This window comes from Chryseobacterium sp. StRB126 (assembly GCF_000829375.1).
Classification (GTDB): Bacteria; Bacteroidota; Bacteroidia; order Flavobacteriales; family Weeksellaceae; genus Chryseobacterium.
The window spans coordinates 800,517-819,871 of record NZ_AP014624.1 but is presented as its reverse complement, the minus strand read 5'-3'; the positions used below and the strand labels follow the sequence as shown (position 1 = coordinate 819,871).

The window sequence follows — 19,355 nt, the reverse complement described above, 5'->3', positions numbered from 1 at the left end:
ATGTAAGAAAAAATAATGAAACCCAAGAAACTCAACATTTATAAATGCTGTATAAAACATACTCCTCATTAAATAAAACTCAACAGAAAATAAATTCTATCTTATCAGAAGCACCAAATATGTCTAATTTGTTTTAAATTTACAAAAATTTTAAAAAATGTTTAAGTTGAAACTCCCAACCGATCCAAGGTGGGCAAACATTGCAGAAGGAAACATCGAAGAAATTTTAACGGACCATGCCTGGTGTGAACAAAAAGCTGCTACCAACGCAATCGGACTGATCACCATGCTTCCTGAATATCCGGAGGTTGTTACAGAACTTCTTGCTATTGCTCAGGAAGAGCTGGATCACTTCAATCAGGTTCATGAGATCATTAAAAAGAGAGGCTACAAGTTTGGAAGAGCCAGAAAAGATGATTATGTAAATGAATTAGCAAAATTTATTATCCAGGGAACCAGAGAGCAGCTTATTGTAGATAAAATGCTTTTTGCTGCGATGATTGAAGCCAGAAGTTGTGAAAGATTCAAGGTTCTTACTGAAAATATCAAAGATGAAGAGCTTAAAGTCTTCTATAAAGAACTTATGATTTCTGAAGCTAACCATTATACAACCTTCATTGGATTTGCAAGACAGCTTGGAGATCCTCAAAAAGTAAATGATCGATGGGATGCATGGCTAGAGTATGAAGCCAGTATTATTAAATCCTATGGAAATAAAGAAACCATCCACGGTTAAAATATAAATAGTAAAGAAGAAACGTTGAAGAAACCAAGCTTTGAAAGTATTGCTAATCTATTCCTGAAAAACTTTTTTCAGGGGCTGGTTATTATTGGGCCAATCGGACTGACGATTTTTGTGATCTGGTATATTGTAAGTGCAATAGACAATCTTGTTCCTTCTCTTGCCAAACAGGTTCCAGGGCTTGTTTTTGTTTCCATCATATTACTTACTGCTATTTTAGGATATCTGGGAAATAAATTTGTGGTGGGAAGATTCTTTTTCGACACCATGGATAGCTTACTGGAAAAGACACCTGGAGTAAAACATATCTATACTCCTACTAAGGACGTTATGTCCTCATTTGTGGGCGACAAGAAAAAATTCAACGATCCTGTATGGGTAAAAACCAACGAAAATCCGGAGATCTGGAGAATCGGTTTTTTAACCCAAAAAGAAATGTCGGACGTTGACAAGCATAATTACGTTGCGGTATATTTACCTCATTCCTATGCAATTTCGGGCTGGGTAATTGTTACTGAAGAAAAAAACATCAAACCCGTAGTGGGAATGACTGCTGCTTCTGCTATGAAGTTTGCAGTGAGCGGCGGTGTAGCCGGATTTCATTCTGATGAAAATATATTTAAAGCACCGGAATAATCCACTTTCACTTTAGATGTACATTGATGAATTTGAAAATTATTTTCAAACAAATTTTCTTTTACACACAATTTAAAAACATACCAACCCATGAATTTACCGTACGCGGAGCCTTTCCGCATTAAAATGGTGGAAGAAATCCGCCAATCCACAAGAGCTGAAAGAGAACAATGGCTTAAAGAAGCTAATTATAATCTCTTCAACTTAAAATCTTCGCAAGTTTTTATTGATCTTTTAACTGATTCCGGAACCGGAGCAATGTCTGACAGGCAATGGGGCGCGCTGATGACCGGGGACGAAAGCTATGCAGGCTCCCGTTCTTTTGAACAACTTCAGAACAGTGTTGAAAAAATTACCGGATTCAAATATCTATTACCTACTCACCAGGGAAGAGCAGCAGAAAATGTACTTTTCTCTGTATTGGTGAAGGAAGGAAATATAGTTCCGGGAAACTCACATTTTGACACTACAAAGGGACACATCGAGTTCAGAAAGGCCCATGCCGTTGACTGTACTATTGACGAAGCTTTTGATATTAATAATCCTCACCCTTTCAAAGGAAATATCAACCTTGAAAAACTGGAAGAGATTTATAAAAGCCATCCTAAGGAAAATATTCCTTTCTGTCTGATTACCATTACCTGCAATTCTTCAGGAGGGCAACCTGTTTCTCTGGAAAACATGAAAGCTGTAAAAGCTCTTTCTGACCAATATGGAATCCCTGTATTCTTTGATTCTGCAAGGTTTGCAGAGAATGCTTACTTCATTAAGAAAAGAGAGCAGGGTCAGGAAAACAGAACCATCAAAGAGATCTGTAAAGAAATTTTCTCTTATGGAGAAGGAATGACCATGAGTTCTAAAAAAGATGGATTAGTAAATATTGGTGGTTTTATCGCTTTAAACAATGAGGAAGTTTTCAGAAAAGCGTCCAATTTCACGATCATCTATGAAGGATTCATCACTTATGGAGGAATGGCTGGAAGAGATATGGCTGCATTAGCAGTAGGTCTTGATGAAGCTACAGAATTTGCTTATCTAGAAAGCAGAATTTCTCAGGTAGAATATCTTGGAAACAAGCTCATTGAATATGGAATCCCAGTACAGAAACCTATCGGAGGACACGCTGTTTTCATTGATTCTTTAAGTTTCCTTCCTAATGTTTCCCGTGAGGAATATCCTGCACAAACTTTAGGTCTTGAAATCTATAAGGAAGCAGGAATCAGAACGGTGGAAATCGGAACTTTACTGGCCGATAGAGATCCTGAGACAAGACAAAACCGTTATCCAAAACTGGAATTGGTACGCCTTGCGATCCCCCGAAGAACCTATACCAACAATCATATGGATTATATTGCTGCTGCGATAAAAAATGTATACGAAAGACGTGAAGAAATCGCAAAAGGGTATAAAATCACCTGGGAGCCGGAAATATTAAGGCATTTTACAGTTCAGCTTGAAAAAGCATAAGAATAAAAGCAAAACCGGAATTCATTTCCGGTTTTTTTATACTGTATATCCATGTGAAAATATCCTCCTCAAAATCTTACCTTTATTCTCATACATTCCTTATGCTTTTCATTATATTTTTCAAAAAATAAGAATCAAATTAATTTATTTTTTAAAAATAATGAATGATTTTAATTTACTTTTGTACCCATAAAAAACAGACCGAAAAGTATTTAAACACCAACCTGAAAAAACCATTATTCCGAACATGAACAAAATTGTTGTCGTGGGCGCTGGTATTTCCGGCTTAAGCATGGCGAATCAACTCGAAAAATACAAACTTGATTATCACATTTATGAAAGAAGAAGAAAAGAAGATTTGGCTGGCCATGGTTTTCTTATTCCACAGGAAGGCATAGAATATCTTAGCCAGATTATAGATCCTGCTGTACTTTTTGAACATGGAAGCTTTCTGAAAAAATATGTACAGTATTCCCATAAAGGAAAAAAACTTGCAGAAAAGGAACTCAACAATGTGTTTGCCATCTCCAGACAGTCACTCATCCATCTATTATCCGAAAATATATCCCCCGAAAAAATAACATATAACGCCTCCATAATTCCCTCTGATACAGAAAAAGGAAAACTGAAACATTCTGATGGAAGTTATATAGATGCTGACATCGCTATTGTTTCAGATGGCTCTAAAAGCCGTATCAGAAGATGCCTCTTCAAGGATGAAAAAATGAGACAAGTACAGGAAAATGAAGTAGTCAATATCATTCAAAATGAAGAAATAGCTGCTACTATAGAAAATGATTTCATGAAATTTCATCATGATCAGGGTGGGCTTACTTTTGGGATTCTTAAACTTTCTCATGATACTATTCTTTGGTATTCCCAGTTTGACAATGAAAAATATAAGATCAATGAGTGCACCCCAGATAACCTGAAGAAATATATGCTTGAAGTTTTTGCAGACTGGGATCCTTTAGTTTCTTCCATTATTCGAAAATCGAGTTACAAAAATGTTCATTTATGGTGCGTTTATGAACTAGAGGAACTCAACCCTTTTTATAAAGATAACATTGTATTCATAGGCGATGCAGCACATCCGCTCATTCCTTTCACAAGCCAGGGAGTCACCTCAGCACTGAAAGACTCTCACATGCTGACTAAACATCTAGTTGAAGAACGCTCCATCACAGAAGCTTTCCGTAAATATGAAGCAGAAAGGAAGCCTGAAATAGAAACCCATATCAATAATGGAAGAATATTATTAAACCAGTTTCTTCTCCCGACGGACCAACAGACAGACAATATTTTACCCATATCATATAAATAAAAAATGTTTACCAATAACGATATCAACTTTGAAGCCCTAAAAAGAAAAGCCTATAACGGAAGATGGGCAACTCTGGAAGACGGGATAATCCCTTTAACAGCTGCTGACCCAGACTTTAGAACAGCTGTTGAAATAGAACAGGGCATCATTGAATACATAAAGGATGGCTATCTGAGCTATGGCCCGTTCTCAGGAATTCCTGAGTTCAAGAAAAGTCTCGCAGAGCATTTTAACCAGGAAAAGCATGGGATTTTCTCTCCTGAAAATGTATTGGCCATCAACAGTGCTGCACAAGGGATGTTTCTGATCGCCAAATATGTTTTAAAACCTGGTGACGAAGCTATCATTCTGGATCCTGTAGATTTCTTATTTAAAAAATCTGTAGAAACAGCTGGTGGAACCGTAAAACTTTGTCCTGTAAATACCCAAACCGGAGAAATTGATTTTGAAAAACTGGGTTCCTTAATAAGTTCCAATACAAAACTTATCTGTATCTGTAATCCACATAATCCGCTTGGTAGGCTCTATTCCAAAGAAGTTTTGAAAAAGGTTTCAGAGATTGCTGCGGCTCATGATTTATGGGTAATGAGTGATGAAATCTGGAGTGATATTATTTATGACAACAGGGACTTTTATACCTATTCATCAGTTTCTGAAGAAGCCAAAAGAAAAAGTTTCACAGTTTATGGATTTTCGAAGTCATTTGGAATTGCAGGGTTGAGAATTGGAGCTATTCTATGCAATGATCAGGAGATTTTGGAAGATTTTACTGAGAAATCCAATTTCAATTCTACCATAGAAGGAGTTTCTACCTTATCACAAATTGCCGGGAGTGTTGCATTGGAAAGGGCTAAGCCTTGGTACAAAGAGTTCTTAAGTCACTTACAACAAAACAGAGATTTAGCTTTCCAAATTCTGAACGGATCAGGACTTGTAACCCCAAATCTTCCTGAAGCCACTTTTGTATTATTTCCGAAGATTGAAAATGGTATGTCCAGCGACCAGTTTGCCCAGCATGTGTTGCAATATGGAAAAGTAGCCATTGTTCCAGGATCAGAAAGATGGTTCGGAAAAGGAGCTGAAGGACATATCAGAATATGCTTCTCTACTTCTCAGGAAATTCTGAAAGAAGGGCTTAACCGAATCATTACCAGCTTTTAAGATTAAAAATTTTCGTTAAATTAAATATTTTAACTATTATTTTACTTTCATTTAAGATAAACATAATTAAATTAATACATTCATAACAAATAATCAATTTAAGTATTGATTTAAAAATAAATATTGATAATTTTGAGTTAACCATCACTCAAAATTATCAATATGAAGATAAAATACATAAGCATCATTTTTCTTACAGCATCTTCTCTATCTTACGCTCAACAGGTAAAAGATACGCTGACAAAAGAATCAAAAATAGACGAAGTAGCTATTACCGGAAGCCGGAACAAGAAAAGAACCGTCATCAATACTCCCGTTCCTATTGATGTTATAGATATCAAACAGGTAAGCCAATCTACGGGTCAGGTAGAAGTGAACCAGCTTTTACAGTTTTCTGCACCTTCCTTTAACTCTAACAAACAATCAGGATCAGATGGTGCTGATGCGGTAGACCCGGCTACACTAAGAGGACTCGGCCCGGATCAGACTCTTTTGCTCCTTAATGGAAAAAGATATCATCAATCTTCCCTGATTAACCTTTTCGGAACCAAAGGAAGAGGAAACACGGGATACGATATGAATACAATCCCTATTGGAGCCATTAAACGGGTAGAAGTTCTTCGTGATGGGGCTTCGGCTCAATATGGTTCAGATGCTATTGCCGGGGTTATCAACGTTATCCTTAATGATCGGGATAAAGGCTTTGAAGGAAATGCTTTCTATGGAATGAACCTTTTTAAAAGCCCGGGAAATAACGATGTGGTTTCAGATCATAAAGTGGATGGAATTACTTTTGATTTCAGCGGAAATCTAGGAACAAAAATTGGTAACAAAGGAGGTTTCGGAAATTTCACAGCAGAATTCATCAACAAAGATTACGCAATCAGAAACGCTAATCCTGATATTTACAATAATCCTCCTGCTCCTAGACAACGTTTCGGAGATGCAAAAGCACAAAATGTATATTTCTTCGGAAATATTGAACTTCCATTAACTGATGGGCTGAAATTTTATTCCCGTCAGGGCTTTTCACACAGAAATACCAAAGCCTATGCCTGGACAAGAACAGCAAATGATGATAAAAACATCCCCGGAATTTATCCTAATGGATTCGATCCCATTGAAAATACCAGCATTAGTGACTTCACCTTTGATAATGGTTTAAAATTTAAAGTAGCCAATTGGGATGTAGACTTTTATAATGCCTTTGGAAATAACAGATTTACTTATCAGATTGATCAAACCCTCAATGCAACTTTAGGTCTAAAATCTCCAACCAGTTTTAACGCCGGTGGACATTCTTTACTACAAAATACAACAGGTTTTAATGCAGTCAAACAGTTTAAAGTTCTTAAAGGATTAAATGTTGCTCTCGGATCAGAATTCAGATATGAAAAGTTTGAAATCATTAAAGGAGAAGAGTCTTCTTATGCAATGTATGATATTAATGGAAACATCGTTACTTCTAACACTCCAGAAAGTTTATTAGTTACAAATCCCATAAATGGAAATATCAGGCCCGGTGGATCACAAGGATTTCCGGGGTATTCTACTAACACAAACAAAAGCAGAAATAACTTTGCAGCCTACCTTGATACTGAACTTGATATTACAGAAAAATGGATGATCAGTGTAGCCGGAAGATTTGAGAATTATAATGATTTTGGAAGTACTTTAAATGGTAAGTTTGCTACGCGATATGCCATTACCCCACAATTCGCCTTCCGTGGATCTGTCTCTACTGGATTCAGAGCACCTTCTTTAGCTCAAAAATATTATAGTCAACAATTTACAAACTTTCAGGGTGGGCAGCTCGTTACGATTCAGCTGGCATCAAATGACAGTGATTTAGCAAGCAACCTTGGAATTGATCAGCTAAAGCAAGAGACATCAGTCAACGGAAGTGCAGGGTTTACTTTCAATACAGGAAAATTCACTGCTACAGTTGATGGTTATTATATCAGTGTAAAAAATAGAATTGTTTTAACCGGATACTTTCCTAAAGCTGAATTACCATCTGAACTCCAAACTCAATATCCTTATATAGATCAGGTACAATTTTTTGCTAACGCTATCGATACCCGAACCAAAGGGATTGATGTCATCCTGAGTTATAGTGAAAGTTTAGGTTCAGGAAAGTTAACGGCAACATTAGCCGTTAACTATAATGACATGGAAATTACCAAAGTTAATACCTCACCCAAATTACAAGGTAAAGAAGATGTCTATTTAAGTGCCAGAGAAAGAGCATTTATTCTTGCTTCTGCACCTAAAACCAAGATTAATCTCAACCTCAACTATAAGATCAAAAAATTCAATGCAAATCTTCAGCTGGTAAGATTTGATAAGGTTACATTAATTGGATATGATGATGCAGAACAGGTTTACAATCCTAAAATAACCACTGATGTCTCTTTTGGATATGAGATTTCAAATAACCTCAACTTTACGCTGGGAAGTAAAAATATATTCAACAGATACCCAACCTTACAAAAAACACAAGTAAGTGAAGGGAACACAGAAGCTGGTGGAATTTTTGACCCGGTACAGATGGGGTTTGCAGGGAGACAGGTCTTTGCCAGACTTAATTTTAAGTTTTAAAAAAAGCTAGAAGCAGGAAGAGGGAGGCTGGAAGTTTCTAATTGCCTTACCATCAATTAAAATCATTTAATAAAAAATTAGAGTTTTATTTTTCATGGCTGTAAAAACTTCCCTCTTACAGCCTTCTGCTTCCTTACAAAAATGGCCAGCTGAAAATTTTCAGCTGGCTTTTTTATTTCTTTGAAATCTTATACAGTTTTCCGCTATCCGTGACTGCATAGAGATTCCCATCCATACCGTCCAAAACATCTCTGAATCGTTCATGCTGATCTGCCAAAAGGCGTTCTTCGCCTACAACTTTATGATCTTTCATCACAATTCTGTTGATATGCTCACCACTCAGACATCCAATGAATAGATTTCCTTTCCATTCGTCTATATTTCCGGTATAAAAGGTAACTCCGCTTGGAGAAATTACAGGATCCCAATAATAAACAGGCTGCTCGGTGCCTTGTTTCTGGGTAATTCCGCTACCTACTTTAGCCCCAGAATATTCAATACCATAGGTGACATCTCCCCATCCGTAATTTTTCCCAGGTTGAATAAGATTGATTTCATCACCTCCTCTTGGTCCCATTTCCACATCCCAAAGGTTTCCGTTTGGATCCATAGCCAGCCCTTGGGGATTACGGACTCCATAAGCATAAATTTCAGGCTTATATCCCTGTTTCCCTATAAATGGATTTCCCGGAGCCGGTAGCCCATCCCTCGTTATTTTGATTATTTTACCTAGATAATTATCTGTTTTCTGAGCATAAGCCCTTGTAACTTTATCAGACCTTTCTCCTGTACTGACAAATAAATTTCCATCTTTATCAAAAACCAGCCTGCTGCCATAATGTTTATCTCCATCATAAGAGGGTTCTGCCCGGAAAATCACTTTCGACTCTGAAATCGTTTTGAGATCATCTGATAATTTTCCCTTAGCCACAGAGGTCAGGTTCCCTTTTTCAAAGGGTTCTGAAAAGCTGAAATAAATAATCGAGTTGGTTTTAAAATCAGGATCCAAAGCTACATCCAGCATTCCACCCTGCCCTCTTGCATCTACCTTTGGAAAACCTTCTATTTTTGTAATCTGTTTTCCTTCCTTGGAAACAACATTCATATGTCCCTTTTTATCTGTAATGAGGAATCTTCCATCTGGTAAATTAATTATTCCCCAAGGTCTCCCGAGATCTTTATTCAGTATCTCTACACTATAGGCAGTATTTGTTTTCACCGCCTTTATCCTTGTCTGCCCCTTAAATGCTGGCTGGTATTCAGAATTAGGTTTTTCTGTCTCTACACTGACGTCATTTCCGGTCTGTTGCGCCTGTGCATTGTTCTTCTTACATGAAGATAAAGTAAGAAAAAGAATGAGCGCAGGAATATAAAATTGATTGATTTTCATGATATTACGATTAGATGTTTGAAAATGAATGGAAAAATAATGCCATACACAATGTACTACAGCTTTAATAAAATACATATGTGACTGACAAGTAGAATATTCATCATCAAAACTTTATCATGCCTAATAATTTCTTTCGTATTTTTGTTCTATACATTCTTTTCTTATGGATTTTAAGCTTCAATCAGAATATAAACCCACCGGGGATCAGCCCCAAGCCATTGATAAATTAACTGCAGGAATAGAGATTGGTGAAAAATACCAGACTCTACTTGGGGTAACTGGATCCGGAAAAACCTTTACGGTTGCCAATGTTGTTCAGAACGTTCAACGTCCTACTTTGGTTCTGGCTCATAATAAAACGCTGGCCGCACAGCTTTTCATGGAGTTTAAGGAATTCTTTCCGGAAAATGCCGTGGAGTACTTTGTGAGTTACTATGACTACTATCAGCCGGAAGCTTATATTGCTACCACCGGAACTTATATTGAAAAAGACCTGAGCATCAATGAAGAAGTTGAAAAATTACGTCTTTCTGCTACCGCAAGTCTTCTTTCAGGGAGAAGAGACGTTTTGATTGTGGCTTCTGTTTCCTGTATTTATGGTATTGGGAATCCTACGGAATTTCACAAATCATTAATTTCTATTGCTATTGGTGAAAAAGTTACGAGAACGGCGCTACTCCATTCCTTAGTTAATGCTTTATATGCACGAACTTTGAATGAATTTCAAAGAGGAACGTTTCGTGTAAAAGGAGATGTCATTGATGTTTTTCCGGCCTATGCAGATAACGCGATCAGAATTCAGTTTTTTGGAGATGAAATTGAAAAAATTCAAAGCTTTGATCCTATATCCGGGAATGTAGAAGATAATTTTGATCAAATACAGATTTATCCTGCTAATCTTTTCGTGACCTCAAAAGAGACTTTAAACGGAGCGATTAAAGATATTCAGGATGATATGCTGAAACAGGTTGATTTCTTTAGCTCTATAGGAAAACCCCTGGAAGCAAAACGCCTTCAGGAAAGAACAGAGCTGGATCTTGAAATGATAAAAGAACTGGGCTACTGCTCAGGGATTGAAAACTATTCCCGATACCTTGACGGCAGACTTCCCGGCACCCGACCTTTCTGCCTGATTGATTATTTCCCTAAGGACTTCCTAATGGTAATAGACGAAAGCCACGTAACAGTTCCTCAGGTTCATGCCATGTATGGTGGTGACCGAAGCAGAAAGGAATCTTTGGTGGAATATGGTTTCAGGCTTCCTGCAGCTATGGACAACAGACCTTTAAAGTTTGAGGAATTTGAAGCCATACAGAACCAAGTGATCTATGTTTCTGCTACGCCGGCAGATTATGAACTGGAAAGAACAGGAGGTGCTTATATTGAACAGATTATCCGTCCAACAGGACTTCTTGACCCTATTATTGAAGTAAGACCCAGCTTAAATCAGATTGATGATTTAATGGAAGAAATCCAAAAAAGAGCTGATGCTGATGAAAGGGTTTTGGTGACCACCTTGACCAAGAAAATGGCAGAGGAATTAACCAAATATTTTACAAAATTCGGAATCAGAACACGATATATTCACTCGGATGTTGAAACCCTGGAACGAATTCAGATTATGCAAGATCTGCGTTTAGGGCTTTTTGATGTCTTAATCGGAGTAAACTTATTAAGAGAGGGCCTAGACTTACCGGAAGTTTCTTTAGTAGCTATTCTGGATGCTGACAAAGAAGGAATGTTGAGAAGCAGAAGATCCATGATACAGACGGTAGGACGTGCTGCAAGGAATATCAACGGGAAAGCGATTATGTATGCCGATAAAATTACCAAATCTATGCAGGCCACATTGGATGAAACCGAATACCGCCGTGCAAAACAGATGAAGTACAATGAAGACAATGGCATGGTACCAAAAGCTCTGAATAAAAAGATCTCTGAAAATCTGGTTGGAAGAAGCAAAGATTTCCCTGATGAAAAGTACACTCAGAAAGAAATCCTTCAAAAGGTCGCTGAAGTTAAAGCTACCTATGCCAGTGAAGATGTTGAAAAAATAATCGAACAGAAGCAGAAAGAAATGGAAGCAGCGGCTAAAAGCCTCGACTTTATTAAAGCGGCTAAGCTAAGGGATGAAATTGCAGCTTTAAAAAATTAAAAATATCTAATAAAAACAGTCTCGGCGGCTTCTTCGAAGCCGCCGAGACTTTATCTCAAAAAGAGAATGTTTTTATTTTTACAACCCATTTCTTACAGAAGCTCTGATGGGTATTAACAGCTCCATCAATCCATTTATTTTGATCTCATAGATTGTTGAAAGCTGCATTCCCAGCTTTCCTTTAGGCATTCCACTTCGGTGAAACCATTCAAGGTAACTGATAGGAAGATCTGCTAAAACTGTTCCTTCGTATTTACCAAACGGCATTTTTACTACACAGATCTCTTTTAATATTTCCGGATTTATTCCCTCCACTTTTATATAATTAAATCAATTTATCATTTACATCAGCATTATTAGATAATTCCAGATCAGGAGGAGCATTCTCATCCGTAAACTCATTGCTGTATACCTGTATCAAAAGAATGGTTAATGAGATCAGAATAGGACCAAAAATAAGCCCCATAAAGCCAAACAGGTTCATTCCCATGATAATTCCAAAAACAGTATTCAGAGGATGGATATTTTCAAGTTTCTTTAAAAGGGTAAAACGAAGCAGATTATCTGTAAGTCCCACCACCACTACACAGTAAATGGCAAGGCCAATTCCTTGCACAGTATTTCCTTCCGCAATCATAAAGATACAAACAGGAACATAAACAATAGCAGTTCCCACAACCGGAATAACAGAAGCTATGGCCGTTAAAGCAAAAAGTAGAACTGCTCCGGGAGCTCCGAATATCAAATATCCGATAAGAGACACAATACCCTGGCCAATAGCAACTACAGGAATCCCTATCGCATTCGCCATAATCAGCTTTCTCAGCTTTTCGCCTAACAAGGAAACGTTTGATCGCTTTAAAGGTGCCGAATTGGTAAGACACCTCTCAAACAGCCTTGGTTTATCCAACATAAAATAGAGAATAAAATACATGGACATCACTACCGTAAGGGTATTGAATGTTCCACTTAACGCTGAAGTTGAGGATTTCCCTACAAAATTCTTCAGCTTATTCATATTTTCTTGGCTTAGAATATCAAAACCTGTTTTTGATTCGACATAAGAATGTATTTTATCTAAAAATACATTGAACTTGTCCATATAAGCCTGCGCATTCGCTAATTTAGCAATAATTAAATCAGCGATAAAATAAATAGGCAGGATCAGAATGATAAGACTCGCCAGCATTAATACAAAAGCGGCAAGAGAAGATTTCCACTTCTTTTCTTCCTGAAGATAGAAGTTATACTTTCTACAGACTACATAAATGGTAATAGCTCCTAAAACTGATGGAATAAACAATGCAAGATTAAAGCAGATCAAACCCGCCATCACCAAAATAATGATGAGCAAAGAAATCTGCTTTATGGCAACACTGCTTATTTGATTGTCTTTATTCATCAAGTATTATTTTATCTTATTGTTTGGTATACATGATCTGTCTTGGCTTTCCAACAAAGGCACAATAGGCAGAATACATTACGATCATAATGAACGGAGCGGTTAAAATAAGCCCGATTCCACATAGAATGACCCCTGCCATTGAGATTAAAAGCCCCAGAAAACTTACACCTAAAAATGTTCCGTAATTCTCTTTGGCCATATTGAATGATTTGCTTAAAGCATCAATAGCTGATGAATTTTCAAACAATAAAATTGGATATCCTAATAAAAGAAAAGGATAAATGAAAAAGAATGGAATGAAGCAAAGCGTCAATGCAACAGAAGAAATAATCCCTGAAAGAAAACTGTATATCAGTATATTAACAAAATTCTGACGATATCCAATAAAAAGGTCAGAAAACTCAATTGGATTTTTAGTATTAAATTTATTCACCATGTAAATCAAACCTACGTAAAGAGGTGTTAGTAACAGTAAAAAAAGACTGGAGAATGTCATATACATTGAAAATCCAGGAGTTTCCCAGTATCTAAAGTTCCCATAATCACCTGAAGTTTGCATTTCTTCCATGATGGCAGCAGAATTGAAGCCGGTAACACTTTGGATAATAAACCCTCCAACAATATAAATTATCATGGCCACAATGGCGTACCCAAAAACACCTTTATACATTTCAAAGGCATGCGAGATGATTGATCCTGTTTCCTTATTGGGAACAGAACCTTGCTGATCAAATTCGTTAAATTCAGACATAGTTTAAATATTTTAATGATTTTACCAAATTTAACTTTTTTTGATAAAAAAACATATTAAACCTGGTTGAATTTTAGCTTTTTTCCGAAAATATTGTTTTATACAATGAATAAATCATAGCATTCCAGAAAGGAAACGTGAAAAGCCCACCAATTAAAAACAAACTGAAACCCAAATATTTAAATAAAACAGCAACGAATACACATACCATGATTTCTACAAAATACATTCTTAGGGCTTTAAAATTCAAAGAAATAGCTTCAAATATCCTTTTATTGGTAAAAAACATGAGTGGTGCAACAAATACCGTTACCGCTACCCAGATAATTGCCAGAAGGATTGTAGGAACCGTTAGTCTGTAGATCATGAACCAGAAAAGATAATATCCCAGATATTTAAAAAAGTTTATTCCGTTATAGCCTACAAATAAATCTCCAAGTTCAATTTTTTCATTAAGGTCAAGTTTTCTGAAAATCTGGAACATTCCAAGGTTCAGAGGATACAGAAATGCTGTGGTGGCCCAAATCGCAAGTGTAAACATCTGGTAGCCTTCTGTAGCACTTAATTCCGCGATTTTCTCCATATACGCCTTTGTTCCTTCTTTTAAAGCTTCTGTCAATACTTGATTTTGCTCCCATATTCCATACCAGTTCCCGAAGAAGAACAGGGAAGTAAGAAAGATTCCAAAAAAAATCATTGAAAACATCAACTGAAAAACCAGTGTTTTATTCCAGTAGAAAAAAGCCTGCTTCAATATAAAATCAATTCCTGGTTTCTGAGGATATTTACTCTGCATCATAAAAATTTTATGCAAAAGTAAACATCAATAATTATTTTTGCCGAATGTTTTCAGTGAATCATCAAAAATTTATAGAAATGGACGAACTCTCTCTTCAGAAGGTTCCCTATTTCTTTGTTATCGATTTCCTCTCAGAGAATGTCGAAATCTATCGGGAAAACGAGACTGAAAAATCAGGCTTACTAATTGATTTTGAGGCATTTTCAAACTCAAAAGAAGAATATAATCTTGATAAAAAAATAGAATGGAACTCCTTTCCGGAAACCCTGGAAAGCTTTAAAATAGGGTTTGATAAAGTTCAAAAAAATATTCGTCTCGGGAATTCTTATCTGGTAAACTATACCCGGAGAACCGAAATTGAGACCAATTTAAGCCTTAAAGAAATTTTTTATCACTCTGAAGCTAAATACAAGGTTTTTTATAAAGATTTTTTTGTATTTTTTTCTCCTGAAACTTTTGTGAAGATTATTGACGGAAAAATTTTAACCTACCCTATGAAAGGTACTATTGATGCCTCCATAGAAAATGCAGCAGAAATCCTGAAGAATGACCCCAAGGAAAAAGCCGAGCATTATACGGTAGTAGATTTACTCCGCAATGACCTGAGTATGGTTGCAGATGATGTACGTGTAGATCAGTTTCAACATATCGACTTCCTCAAAACCCGGCAGAAAGATTTATATGCCATGAGTTCAGAAATTTCAGGAATAGTAAAGCCTGAATTTGATGGGAAAGTAGGAAGTATTATGCAGAAGCTTCTTCCTGCAGGTTCTATTTTGGGAGCTCCAAAACCTAAAACCTTAGAAATAATTCAGGAAGCAGAAGGTTATAACAGAGGATACTACACAGGTGTTTGTGGCTGGTTCGACGGTAAAAATGTCGACAGCTGTGTAATGATACGTTTTATTGAAAAAGAGGATGATAAACTCTATTTCAAAAGCGGAGGCGGTATAACGCATATGAGTAAATTAGAAGACGAATATCAGGAAATGAAAAATAAAATCTATGTCCCAATTCATTGAAAGCATTAAGGTAGAAGATCAGGAAGTTTTTTTATTAGACCTCCATCAAAAACGTGTTAATCAAACATTTTCCCACTTTGGAAAAGAGGGATCTATTGACCTGGCCAAAATCTACAAAAACCTGCAGCATGATGAAGATGGACTTTTCAAGCTGAGAATTTCTTATGATCTGGATAAAAAGGTTCGGACTCAAATGATTCCTTATGCTATTCCTGAAATTCAGGATTTCCAACTGGTGGAAAATAACAGCTTCGATTACTCGTTCAAATTTGAAGACCGTAGGGAACTGGATAAGATGAAAATGAAGTCTAAGGCTGAGGAAATCATCATTGTCAAGAATAATCACATCACCGATACCTCTTTCTCCAATCTTTTATTTTTAAAAGGCAAGGATTGGTTTACCCCAAATTCTTTTCTTCTGAATGGAGTTCAAAGACAGCATCTTTTAAAACAGAAAAAAATAAAAGAGGCTGAAATTACCTTACAAAATATAAAGCAATTCAGCCACTTTCAACTCATCAACGCTTTAAACGATTTTGATGATATGTTTATCTATCCTATTGACAGAATCAAAAATCTGCCGGGAAATGAAGAATATCTAGATCTTTAGTTCTCTTTCATGAAATTAAAGTAAGCCTTCTGAACATCAGCACTGTTCTTCCCGTAAGTATTCACCTCCAGAATTTTTGGTTGTGCATCAGGCTTGAAGAAATTCTCCATTACTCGATCTAATGTAAGATCATCTTCCACTTTGATGTAAGAGAATCCAAAGTGTTTTGCCAGATGCTCAGCATTTTTACGGTGTTTGGTTGCAATGAACTCATCCAGTGTATTCGGATTGGCATTTCCTGGTCCAGGAATGATTTTAAAGATGTTTCCTTCTCCGTTGTTGAAGATGATAATTCTTACAAAAGGAGGGATATATTGGTTCCAAAGGCCATTGATATCATAGAAGAAGCTTAAATCACCGGTAATCAATAAGGTAGGATTTACATTCTTAATCGCAAAGCCCATTGCTGTAGAAGTTGAGCCATCAATACCACTGGTTCCTCTGTTGCAATATATTTTTCTTTTACCAAAATCAAACAGCTGTGCATATCTTATGGCTGAAGAGTTTGCAAAATGAATATTATAATTTTCAGGAACCGTTTGTGAGGCTTTATTGAAAAAATAAAAATCTGAGAATTCAACGGCATTTAAAAACTGTTGGTGCTTCGCATCTTTTTTATCTCTCAGAACATCCCAAAGATTGAAATAAGGTCTTGGTTCCAGATTAATAAATTTCAACAATTTAGAAAAGAATACTTCCGGTTTTACTTCTATTTTTTCTGTCAAAGAGAAATAAGTATCCGGCTGCCAAACTTCATCCAAATGCCAGTGCTGTTTTGGTCTCGCACTTCTCAGGAACTGCTTTACTTTTTTAGACACCACATTCTGCCCTACGGTAATCAACAGATCCGGAGCATAGGTTTTAAAATCTTCTTCTGTAAAGTTGAAAATATAACGGTCTATATGTCTGAAAAATTTCTCATGATACAAATTGGAATTCGCTTCACTCAATACAACAACAGAATGGTTTTTAACCAATTGTGTTAACTGATTTTCCAATTCCGGGCTATAATCTCTTGTCCCTACCAATAACATAATTCTTTGAGAAGTATGCCATTCTGCAATCAGATTGGAGGGGATCTCATAGTCTTTATGCTTAATTGTTTTTTCAACCGTCGGGAAGGTTGGAAGTTCTGATACCAATTCATATAATGGCTCTTCCAAAGGAATATTGATATGTACCGGCCCCTGCTTTTCAAAACAAAGCTCGATAGCCTTTTTAATAATATCGAAATTAACATCTTCTGCATTCTCTTTACTGTCTTCCAGCAATTGGAAGTCCCCGTAAGAATGCTGATGAAAAACATCCTTTTGTCTGATCGTCTGCCCATCAAAAATATCAACAAAATCCGTAGGTCTGTCAGCTGTTAAAACCAAAAGCGGAATATTCTGATAAAAAGCTTCTGTAATGGCAGGATAGTAATTAACCACCGCAGATCCGCTGGTACAGGTAATTGCTGTTGGTTTTTTCTCACTCTTAGCCATTCCCATTGCCACGAAGGCAGCACTTCTTTCATCTACTATACTGTAACAATTGAAGCTGTCTATTTCTGAAAAATGAATCGCTAAAGGAGCATTCCTTGATCCTGGTGAAATGACAACATCTGCAATTCCGTACTGCTGAAGAAGATGTGCAAGTATTTGGATACTTCTCTTAGAAGAATATTTTTTCATACAGCAAATTTAACTTATAAATAATGATTTTAAAATCATTTAATTTAAAAAAAATGTAATTTTGCTATTCGTAAATTTCTAAAAATGGATAAAATACCTAGTGTAGACCTGCGTGATTTCCTTTCGGACAACCCGGAACGCAAACAGAAATTTGTAAATGAAATCGGAAAAGCTTATGAAGAAATTGGTTTTGTAGCCTTAAAAGGCCACTTTCTTGATGACAACCTTGTAGAAGATTTATATGGAGAGGTAAAAAACTTTTTTGACCAACCAGTGGAAACGAAACAGAAGTATGAGATTCCAGGAATTGGAGGGCAGAGAGGGTATGTAGGATTCGGTAAAGAAACTGCAAAAGGTTTCAAAAAAGGAGACTTAAAAGAATTTTGGCACTTTGGGCAGTATCTAGCTGATGATTCAAAATACAAAGCTGAGTATCCAGACAATGTCATCGTTGATGAACTTCCAAAATTCAACGAAGTAGGTAAAGAAGCCTTCCAGATGCTTGAAAAAACGGGACAGTATGTTTTAAGAGCATTAGCTTTACACCTTGGTTTAGATGAATTCTATTTTGACGATAAAATCGCAGAAGGAAACTCAATCTTAAGACCTATTCACTACCCACCAATCACTGAAGAACCGGATGATGCGGTAAGAGCAGCAGCTCACGGAGATATTAACCTTATTACTCTTTTAATGGGAGCACAGGGGAAAGGTCTTCAGGTTCAGAACCATAACGGAGAATGGATTGATGCGATCGCAGAACCGGATGAATTGATGATTAACGTTGGTGATATGCTATCAAGACATACCAACAACAAATTGAAATCTACAATTCACAGAGTGGTAAACCCGCCAAGAGAATTATGGAGCACTTCAAGATTTTCAATTCCTTTCTTTATGCACCCAGTGAGTGCCATGTCATTAAACGCTCTTGACAACTGTGTAGACGAAAACAATCCAAAGTTATACGAAGACACTACAGCAGGAGAATTCTTACATGAAAGATTGATAGAACTAGGCTTGATTAAGAAATAATATCAATATAACGATATGAAATCGGCTGTCTCAAATGAGACAGCCGATTTTTATATCATTAATTAAAAATTTTTTACATAAATTTACATTACTATCAAATTTTTAATTAAAACCATATGAAAAATTTAAAAAAACTAAGAAAAGACCAATTGAAAGGTATTGCTGGAGGAGCTAAACTTCCCATTATTGAATACTGCATGTACTATTGTAATGGCACAGTCATTTGTGCAGCTTGCAGTGATGATTTCCAATGCCCTGTTACAGGAGGAGAAATAATGTAAATCTATTATGAAAAGGCAATTATACCGTTTCTTCTGAAACGGTATTTTATTTTTCAGCACCCAGTATCTGAAACAAAATAAAAATCTCATAAACAAACACTTAAGAATATTTTCATATCTTTATTTAAACCAAAATCAAATTATATGAAAAATTTAAAGAAATTAAGTAAAGACAAATTGAAAACCATTTCAGGAGGAATAAGCTATCCTTTTCCTGGAGACTGTTTCTAAGTGTGTAGTGATGGGATACAGTATAAAGCACTATGCAGAATGGAATTCATCTGCCCTGATGGTGAACAG

The 19,355-nt window shown here is 36.4% G+C and carries 18 protein-coding genes; 12 read left to right on the top strand and 6 right to left on the bottom strand.

The features are described 5' to 3' along the window. The first annotated feature begins 157 nt into the window (after positions 1–157). From CHSO_RS03555 to CHSO_RS03525, 6 genes are all read left to right on the top strand, one after another. Complete coding sequence (locus tag CHSO_RS03555; protein ID WP_045492392.1) at positions 158–736, top strand: tRNA-(ms[2]io[6]A)-hydroxylase; 579 nt, start codon at positions 158–160, stop codon at positions 734–736. 24 nt (positions 737–760) lie between these two features. Then, positions 761–1,378 carry a DUF502 domain-containing protein gene (locus tag CHSO_RS03550; RefSeq protein WP_045492390.1) on the top strand — a complete coding sequence of 206 codons (618 nt, stop codon included), beginning with the start codon at positions 761–763 and terminating at the stop codon, positions 1,376–1,378. Between the two features lie 90 nt (positions 1,379–1,468). Continuing rightward, positions 1,469–2,845 carry a tryptophanase gene (locus tag CHSO_RS03545; protein ID WP_045492388.1) on the top strand — a complete coding sequence of 459 codons (1,377 nt, stop codon included), beginning with the start codon at positions 1,469–1,471 and terminating at the stop codon, positions 2,843–2,845. A gap of 247 nt (positions 2,846–3,092) precedes the next feature. Then, positions 3,093–4,169, top strand: coding sequence for an FAD-dependent monooxygenase (locus tag CHSO_RS03535; RefSeq protein ID WP_045492384.1), 1,077 nt, complete (start codon positions 3,093–3,095; stop codon positions 4,167–4,169). A gap of 3 nt (positions 4,170–4,172) precedes the next feature. Then, positions 4,173–5,330, top strand: a complete 1,158-nt coding sequence (locus CHSO_RS03530; RefSeq protein WP_045492382.1) for a pyridoxal phosphate-dependent aminotransferase — start codon at positions 4,173–4,175, stop codon at positions 5,328–5,330. Between the two features lie 162 nt (positions 5,331–5,492). Then, positions 5,493–7,931: a TonB-dependent receptor plug domain-containing protein gene (locus CHSO_RS03525; RefSeq protein WP_045492380.1), complete on the top strand. Its 2,439-nt coding sequence runs from the start codon at positions 5,493–5,495 to the stop codon at positions 7,929–7,931. A gap of 172 nt (positions 7,932–8,103) precedes the next feature. Here the strand turns inward: CHSO_RS03525 and CHSO_RS03520 are convergent, their stop codons facing one another. Further along, positions 8,104–9,321: a PQQ-dependent sugar dehydrogenase gene (locus CHSO_RS03520; RefSeq protein ID WP_045492378.1), complete on the bottom strand. Its 1,218-nt coding sequence runs from the start codon at positions 9,319–9,321 to the stop codon at positions 8,104–8,106. A 166-nt stretch (positions 9,322–9,487) separates the two neighbouring features. Between CHSO_RS03520 and uvrB the strand changes: the two genes are divergently transcribed. Then, entirely contained in the window at positions 9,488–11,479 is a 1,992-nt protein-coding gene (gene uvrB, locus CHSO_RS03515) for an excinuclease ABC subunit UvrB (RefSeq protein WP_045492376.1), read from the top strand. 78 nt (positions 11,480–11,557) lie between these two features. Here uvrB and CHSO_RS03510 read toward each other — a convergent pair whose 3' ends face one another. The 4 genes from CHSO_RS03510 to CHSO_RS03495 form a co-directional block, all read right to left on the bottom strand. Next, positions 11,558–11,785, bottom strand: a complete 228-nt coding sequence (locus tag CHSO_RS03510) for a DUF3820 family protein (RefSeq protein WP_045501791.1) — start codon at positions 11,783–11,785, stop codon at positions 11,558–11,560. A 19-nt stretch (positions 11,786–11,804) separates the two neighbouring features. After that, positions 11,805–12,881, bottom strand: coding sequence for an AI-2E family transporter (locus tag CHSO_RS03505; RefSeq protein WP_045492374.1), 1,077 nt, complete (start codon positions 12,879–12,881; stop codon positions 11,805–11,807). Positions 12,882–12,897: 16 nt separating this feature from the next. Beyond that, entirely contained in the window at positions 12,898–13,635 is a 738-nt protein-coding gene (locus CHSO_RS03500) for a hypothetical protein (protein ID WP_045492372.1), read from the bottom strand. A gap of 73 nt (positions 13,636–13,708) precedes the next feature. Next, positions 13,709–14,434, bottom strand: coding sequence for a hypothetical protein (locus CHSO_RS03495; protein ID WP_052480476.1), 726 nt, complete (start codon positions 14,432–14,434; stop codon positions 13,709–13,711). A 44-nt stretch (positions 14,435–14,478) separates the two neighbouring features. Here CHSO_RS03495 and CHSO_RS03490 point away from each other — a divergent pair, with 44 nt between their 5' ends. Then, entirely contained in the window at positions 14,479–15,456 is a 978-nt protein-coding gene (locus CHSO_RS03490; RefSeq protein WP_045492368.1) for an aminodeoxychorismate synthase component I, read from the top strand. After that, positions 15,440–16,066, top strand: coding sequence for an aminotransferase class IV (locus CHSO_RS03485; protein WP_045492366.1), 627 nt, complete (start codon positions 15,440–15,442; stop codon positions 16,064–16,066). Before CHSO_RS03490 ends, CHSO_RS03485 begins: the two co-directional genes overlap by 17 nt. On the opposite strand, the gene menD is transcribed toward CHSO_RS03485, so the two are convergent. Further along, positions 16,063–17,739 carry a 2-succinyl-5-enolpyruvyl-6-hydroxy-3-cyclohexene-1-carboxylic-acid synthase gene (gene menD / locus CHSO_RS03480; RefSeq protein WP_045492364.1) on the bottom strand — a complete coding sequence of 559 codons (1,677 nt, stop codon included), beginning with the start codon at positions 17,737–17,739 and terminating at the stop codon, positions 16,063–16,065. The two genes, CHSO_RS03485 and menD, sit on opposite strands and share 4 nt — an antisense overlap. Before the next feature lie 84 nt (positions 17,740–17,823). On the opposite strand from menD, the gene CHSO_RS03475 reads away from it, so the two are divergent. From CHSO_RS03475 to CHSO_RS26555, 3 genes are all read left to right on the top strand, one after another. After that, the gene (locus CHSO_RS03475; RefSeq protein WP_045492362.1) at positions 17,824–18,774 is read left to right on the top strand and encodes an isopenicillin N synthase family dioxygenase; all 951 of its coding nucleotides are present in this window, start codon (positions 17,824–17,826) and stop codon (positions 18,772–18,774) included. 116 nt (positions 18,775–18,890) lie between these two features. Further along, on the top strand, positions 18,891–19,055 hold the full coding sequence (locus CHSO_RS25830; protein WP_171817597.1) for a bacteriocin-like protein: 165 nt from the start codon (positions 18,891–18,893) through the stop codon (positions 19,053–19,055). Between the two features lie 144 nt (positions 19,056–19,199). Then, positions 19,200–19,286 (top strand): bacteriocin-like protein, encoded by an 87-nt coding sequence (locus tag CHSO_RS26555; protein ID WP_144429037.1) that lies wholly within the window; start codon positions 19,200–19,202, stop codon positions 19,284–19,286. Positions 19,287–19,355 lie beyond the last annotated feature (69 nt).

What these genes read in the sequence shown, in the direction of transcription:
- CHSO_RS03555 (WP_045492392.1), top strand. Translation starts at nt 158, where the DNA reads ATGTTTAAGTTGAAACTCCCAACCGATCCAAGGTGGGCAAACATTGCA.
- CHSO_RS03545 (WP_045492388.1), top strand. Translation starts at nt 1,469, where the DNA reads ATGAATTTACCGTACGCGGAGCCTTTCCGCATTAAAATGGTGGAAGAA.
- CHSO_RS03535 (WP_045492384.1), top strand. Translation starts at nt 3,093, where the DNA reads ATGAACAAAATTGTTGTCGTGGGCGCTGGTATTTCCGGCTTAAGCATG.
- CHSO_RS03530 (WP_045492382.1), top strand. Translation starts at nt 4,173, where the DNA reads ATGTTTACCAATAACGATATCAACTTTGAAGCCCTAAAAAGAAAAGCC.
- CHSO_RS03525 (WP_045492380.1), top strand. Translation starts at nt 5,493, where the DNA reads ATGAAGATAAAATACATAAGCATCATTTTTCTTACAGCATCTTCTCTA.
- CHSO_RS03520 (WP_045492378.1), bottom strand. Translation starts at nt 9,321, where the DNA reads ATGAAAATCAATCAATTTTATATTCCTGCGCTCATTCTTTTTCTTACT.
- uvrB (WP_045492376.1), top strand. Translation starts at nt 9,488, where the DNA reads ATGGATTTTAAGCTTCAATCAGAATATAAACCCACCGGGGATCAGCCC.
- CHSO_RS03505 (WP_045492374.1), bottom strand. Translation starts at nt 12,881, where the DNA reads ATGAATAAAGACAATCAAATAAGCAGTGTTGCCATAAAGCAGATTTCT.
- CHSO_RS03500 (WP_045492372.1), bottom strand. Translation starts at nt 13,635, where the DNA reads ATGTCTGAATTTAACGAATTTGATCAGCAAGGTTCTGTTCCCAATAAG.
- CHSO_RS03495 (WP_052480476.1), bottom strand. Translation starts at nt 14,434, where the DNA reads ATGATGCAGAGTAAATATCCTCAGAAACCAGGAATTGATTTTATATTG.
- CHSO_RS03490 (WP_045492368.1), top strand. Translation starts at nt 14,479, where the DNA reads ATGTTTTCAGTGAATCATCAAAAATTTATAGAAATGGACGAACTCTCT.
- CHSO_RS03485 (WP_045492366.1), top strand. Translation starts at nt 15,440, where the DNA reads ATGTCCCAATTCATTGAAAGCATTAAGGTAGAAGATCAGGAAGTTTTT.
- menD (WP_045492364.1), bottom strand. Translation starts at nt 17,739, where the DNA reads ATGAAAAAATATTCTTCTAAGAGAAGTATCCAAATACTTGCACATCTT.
- CHSO_RS03475 (WP_045492362.1), top strand. Translation starts at nt 17,824, where the DNA reads ATGGATAAAATACCTAGTGTAGACCTGCGTGATTTCCTTTCGGACAAC.
- CHSO_RS25830 (WP_171817597.1), top strand. Translation starts at nt 18,891, where the DNA reads ATGAAAAATTTAAAAAAACTAAGAAAAGACCAATTGAAAGGTATTGCT.
- CHSO_RS26555 (WP_144429037.1), top strand. Translation starts at nt 19,200, where the DNA reads ATGAAAAATTTAAAGAAATTAAGTAAAGACAAATTGAAAACCATTTCA.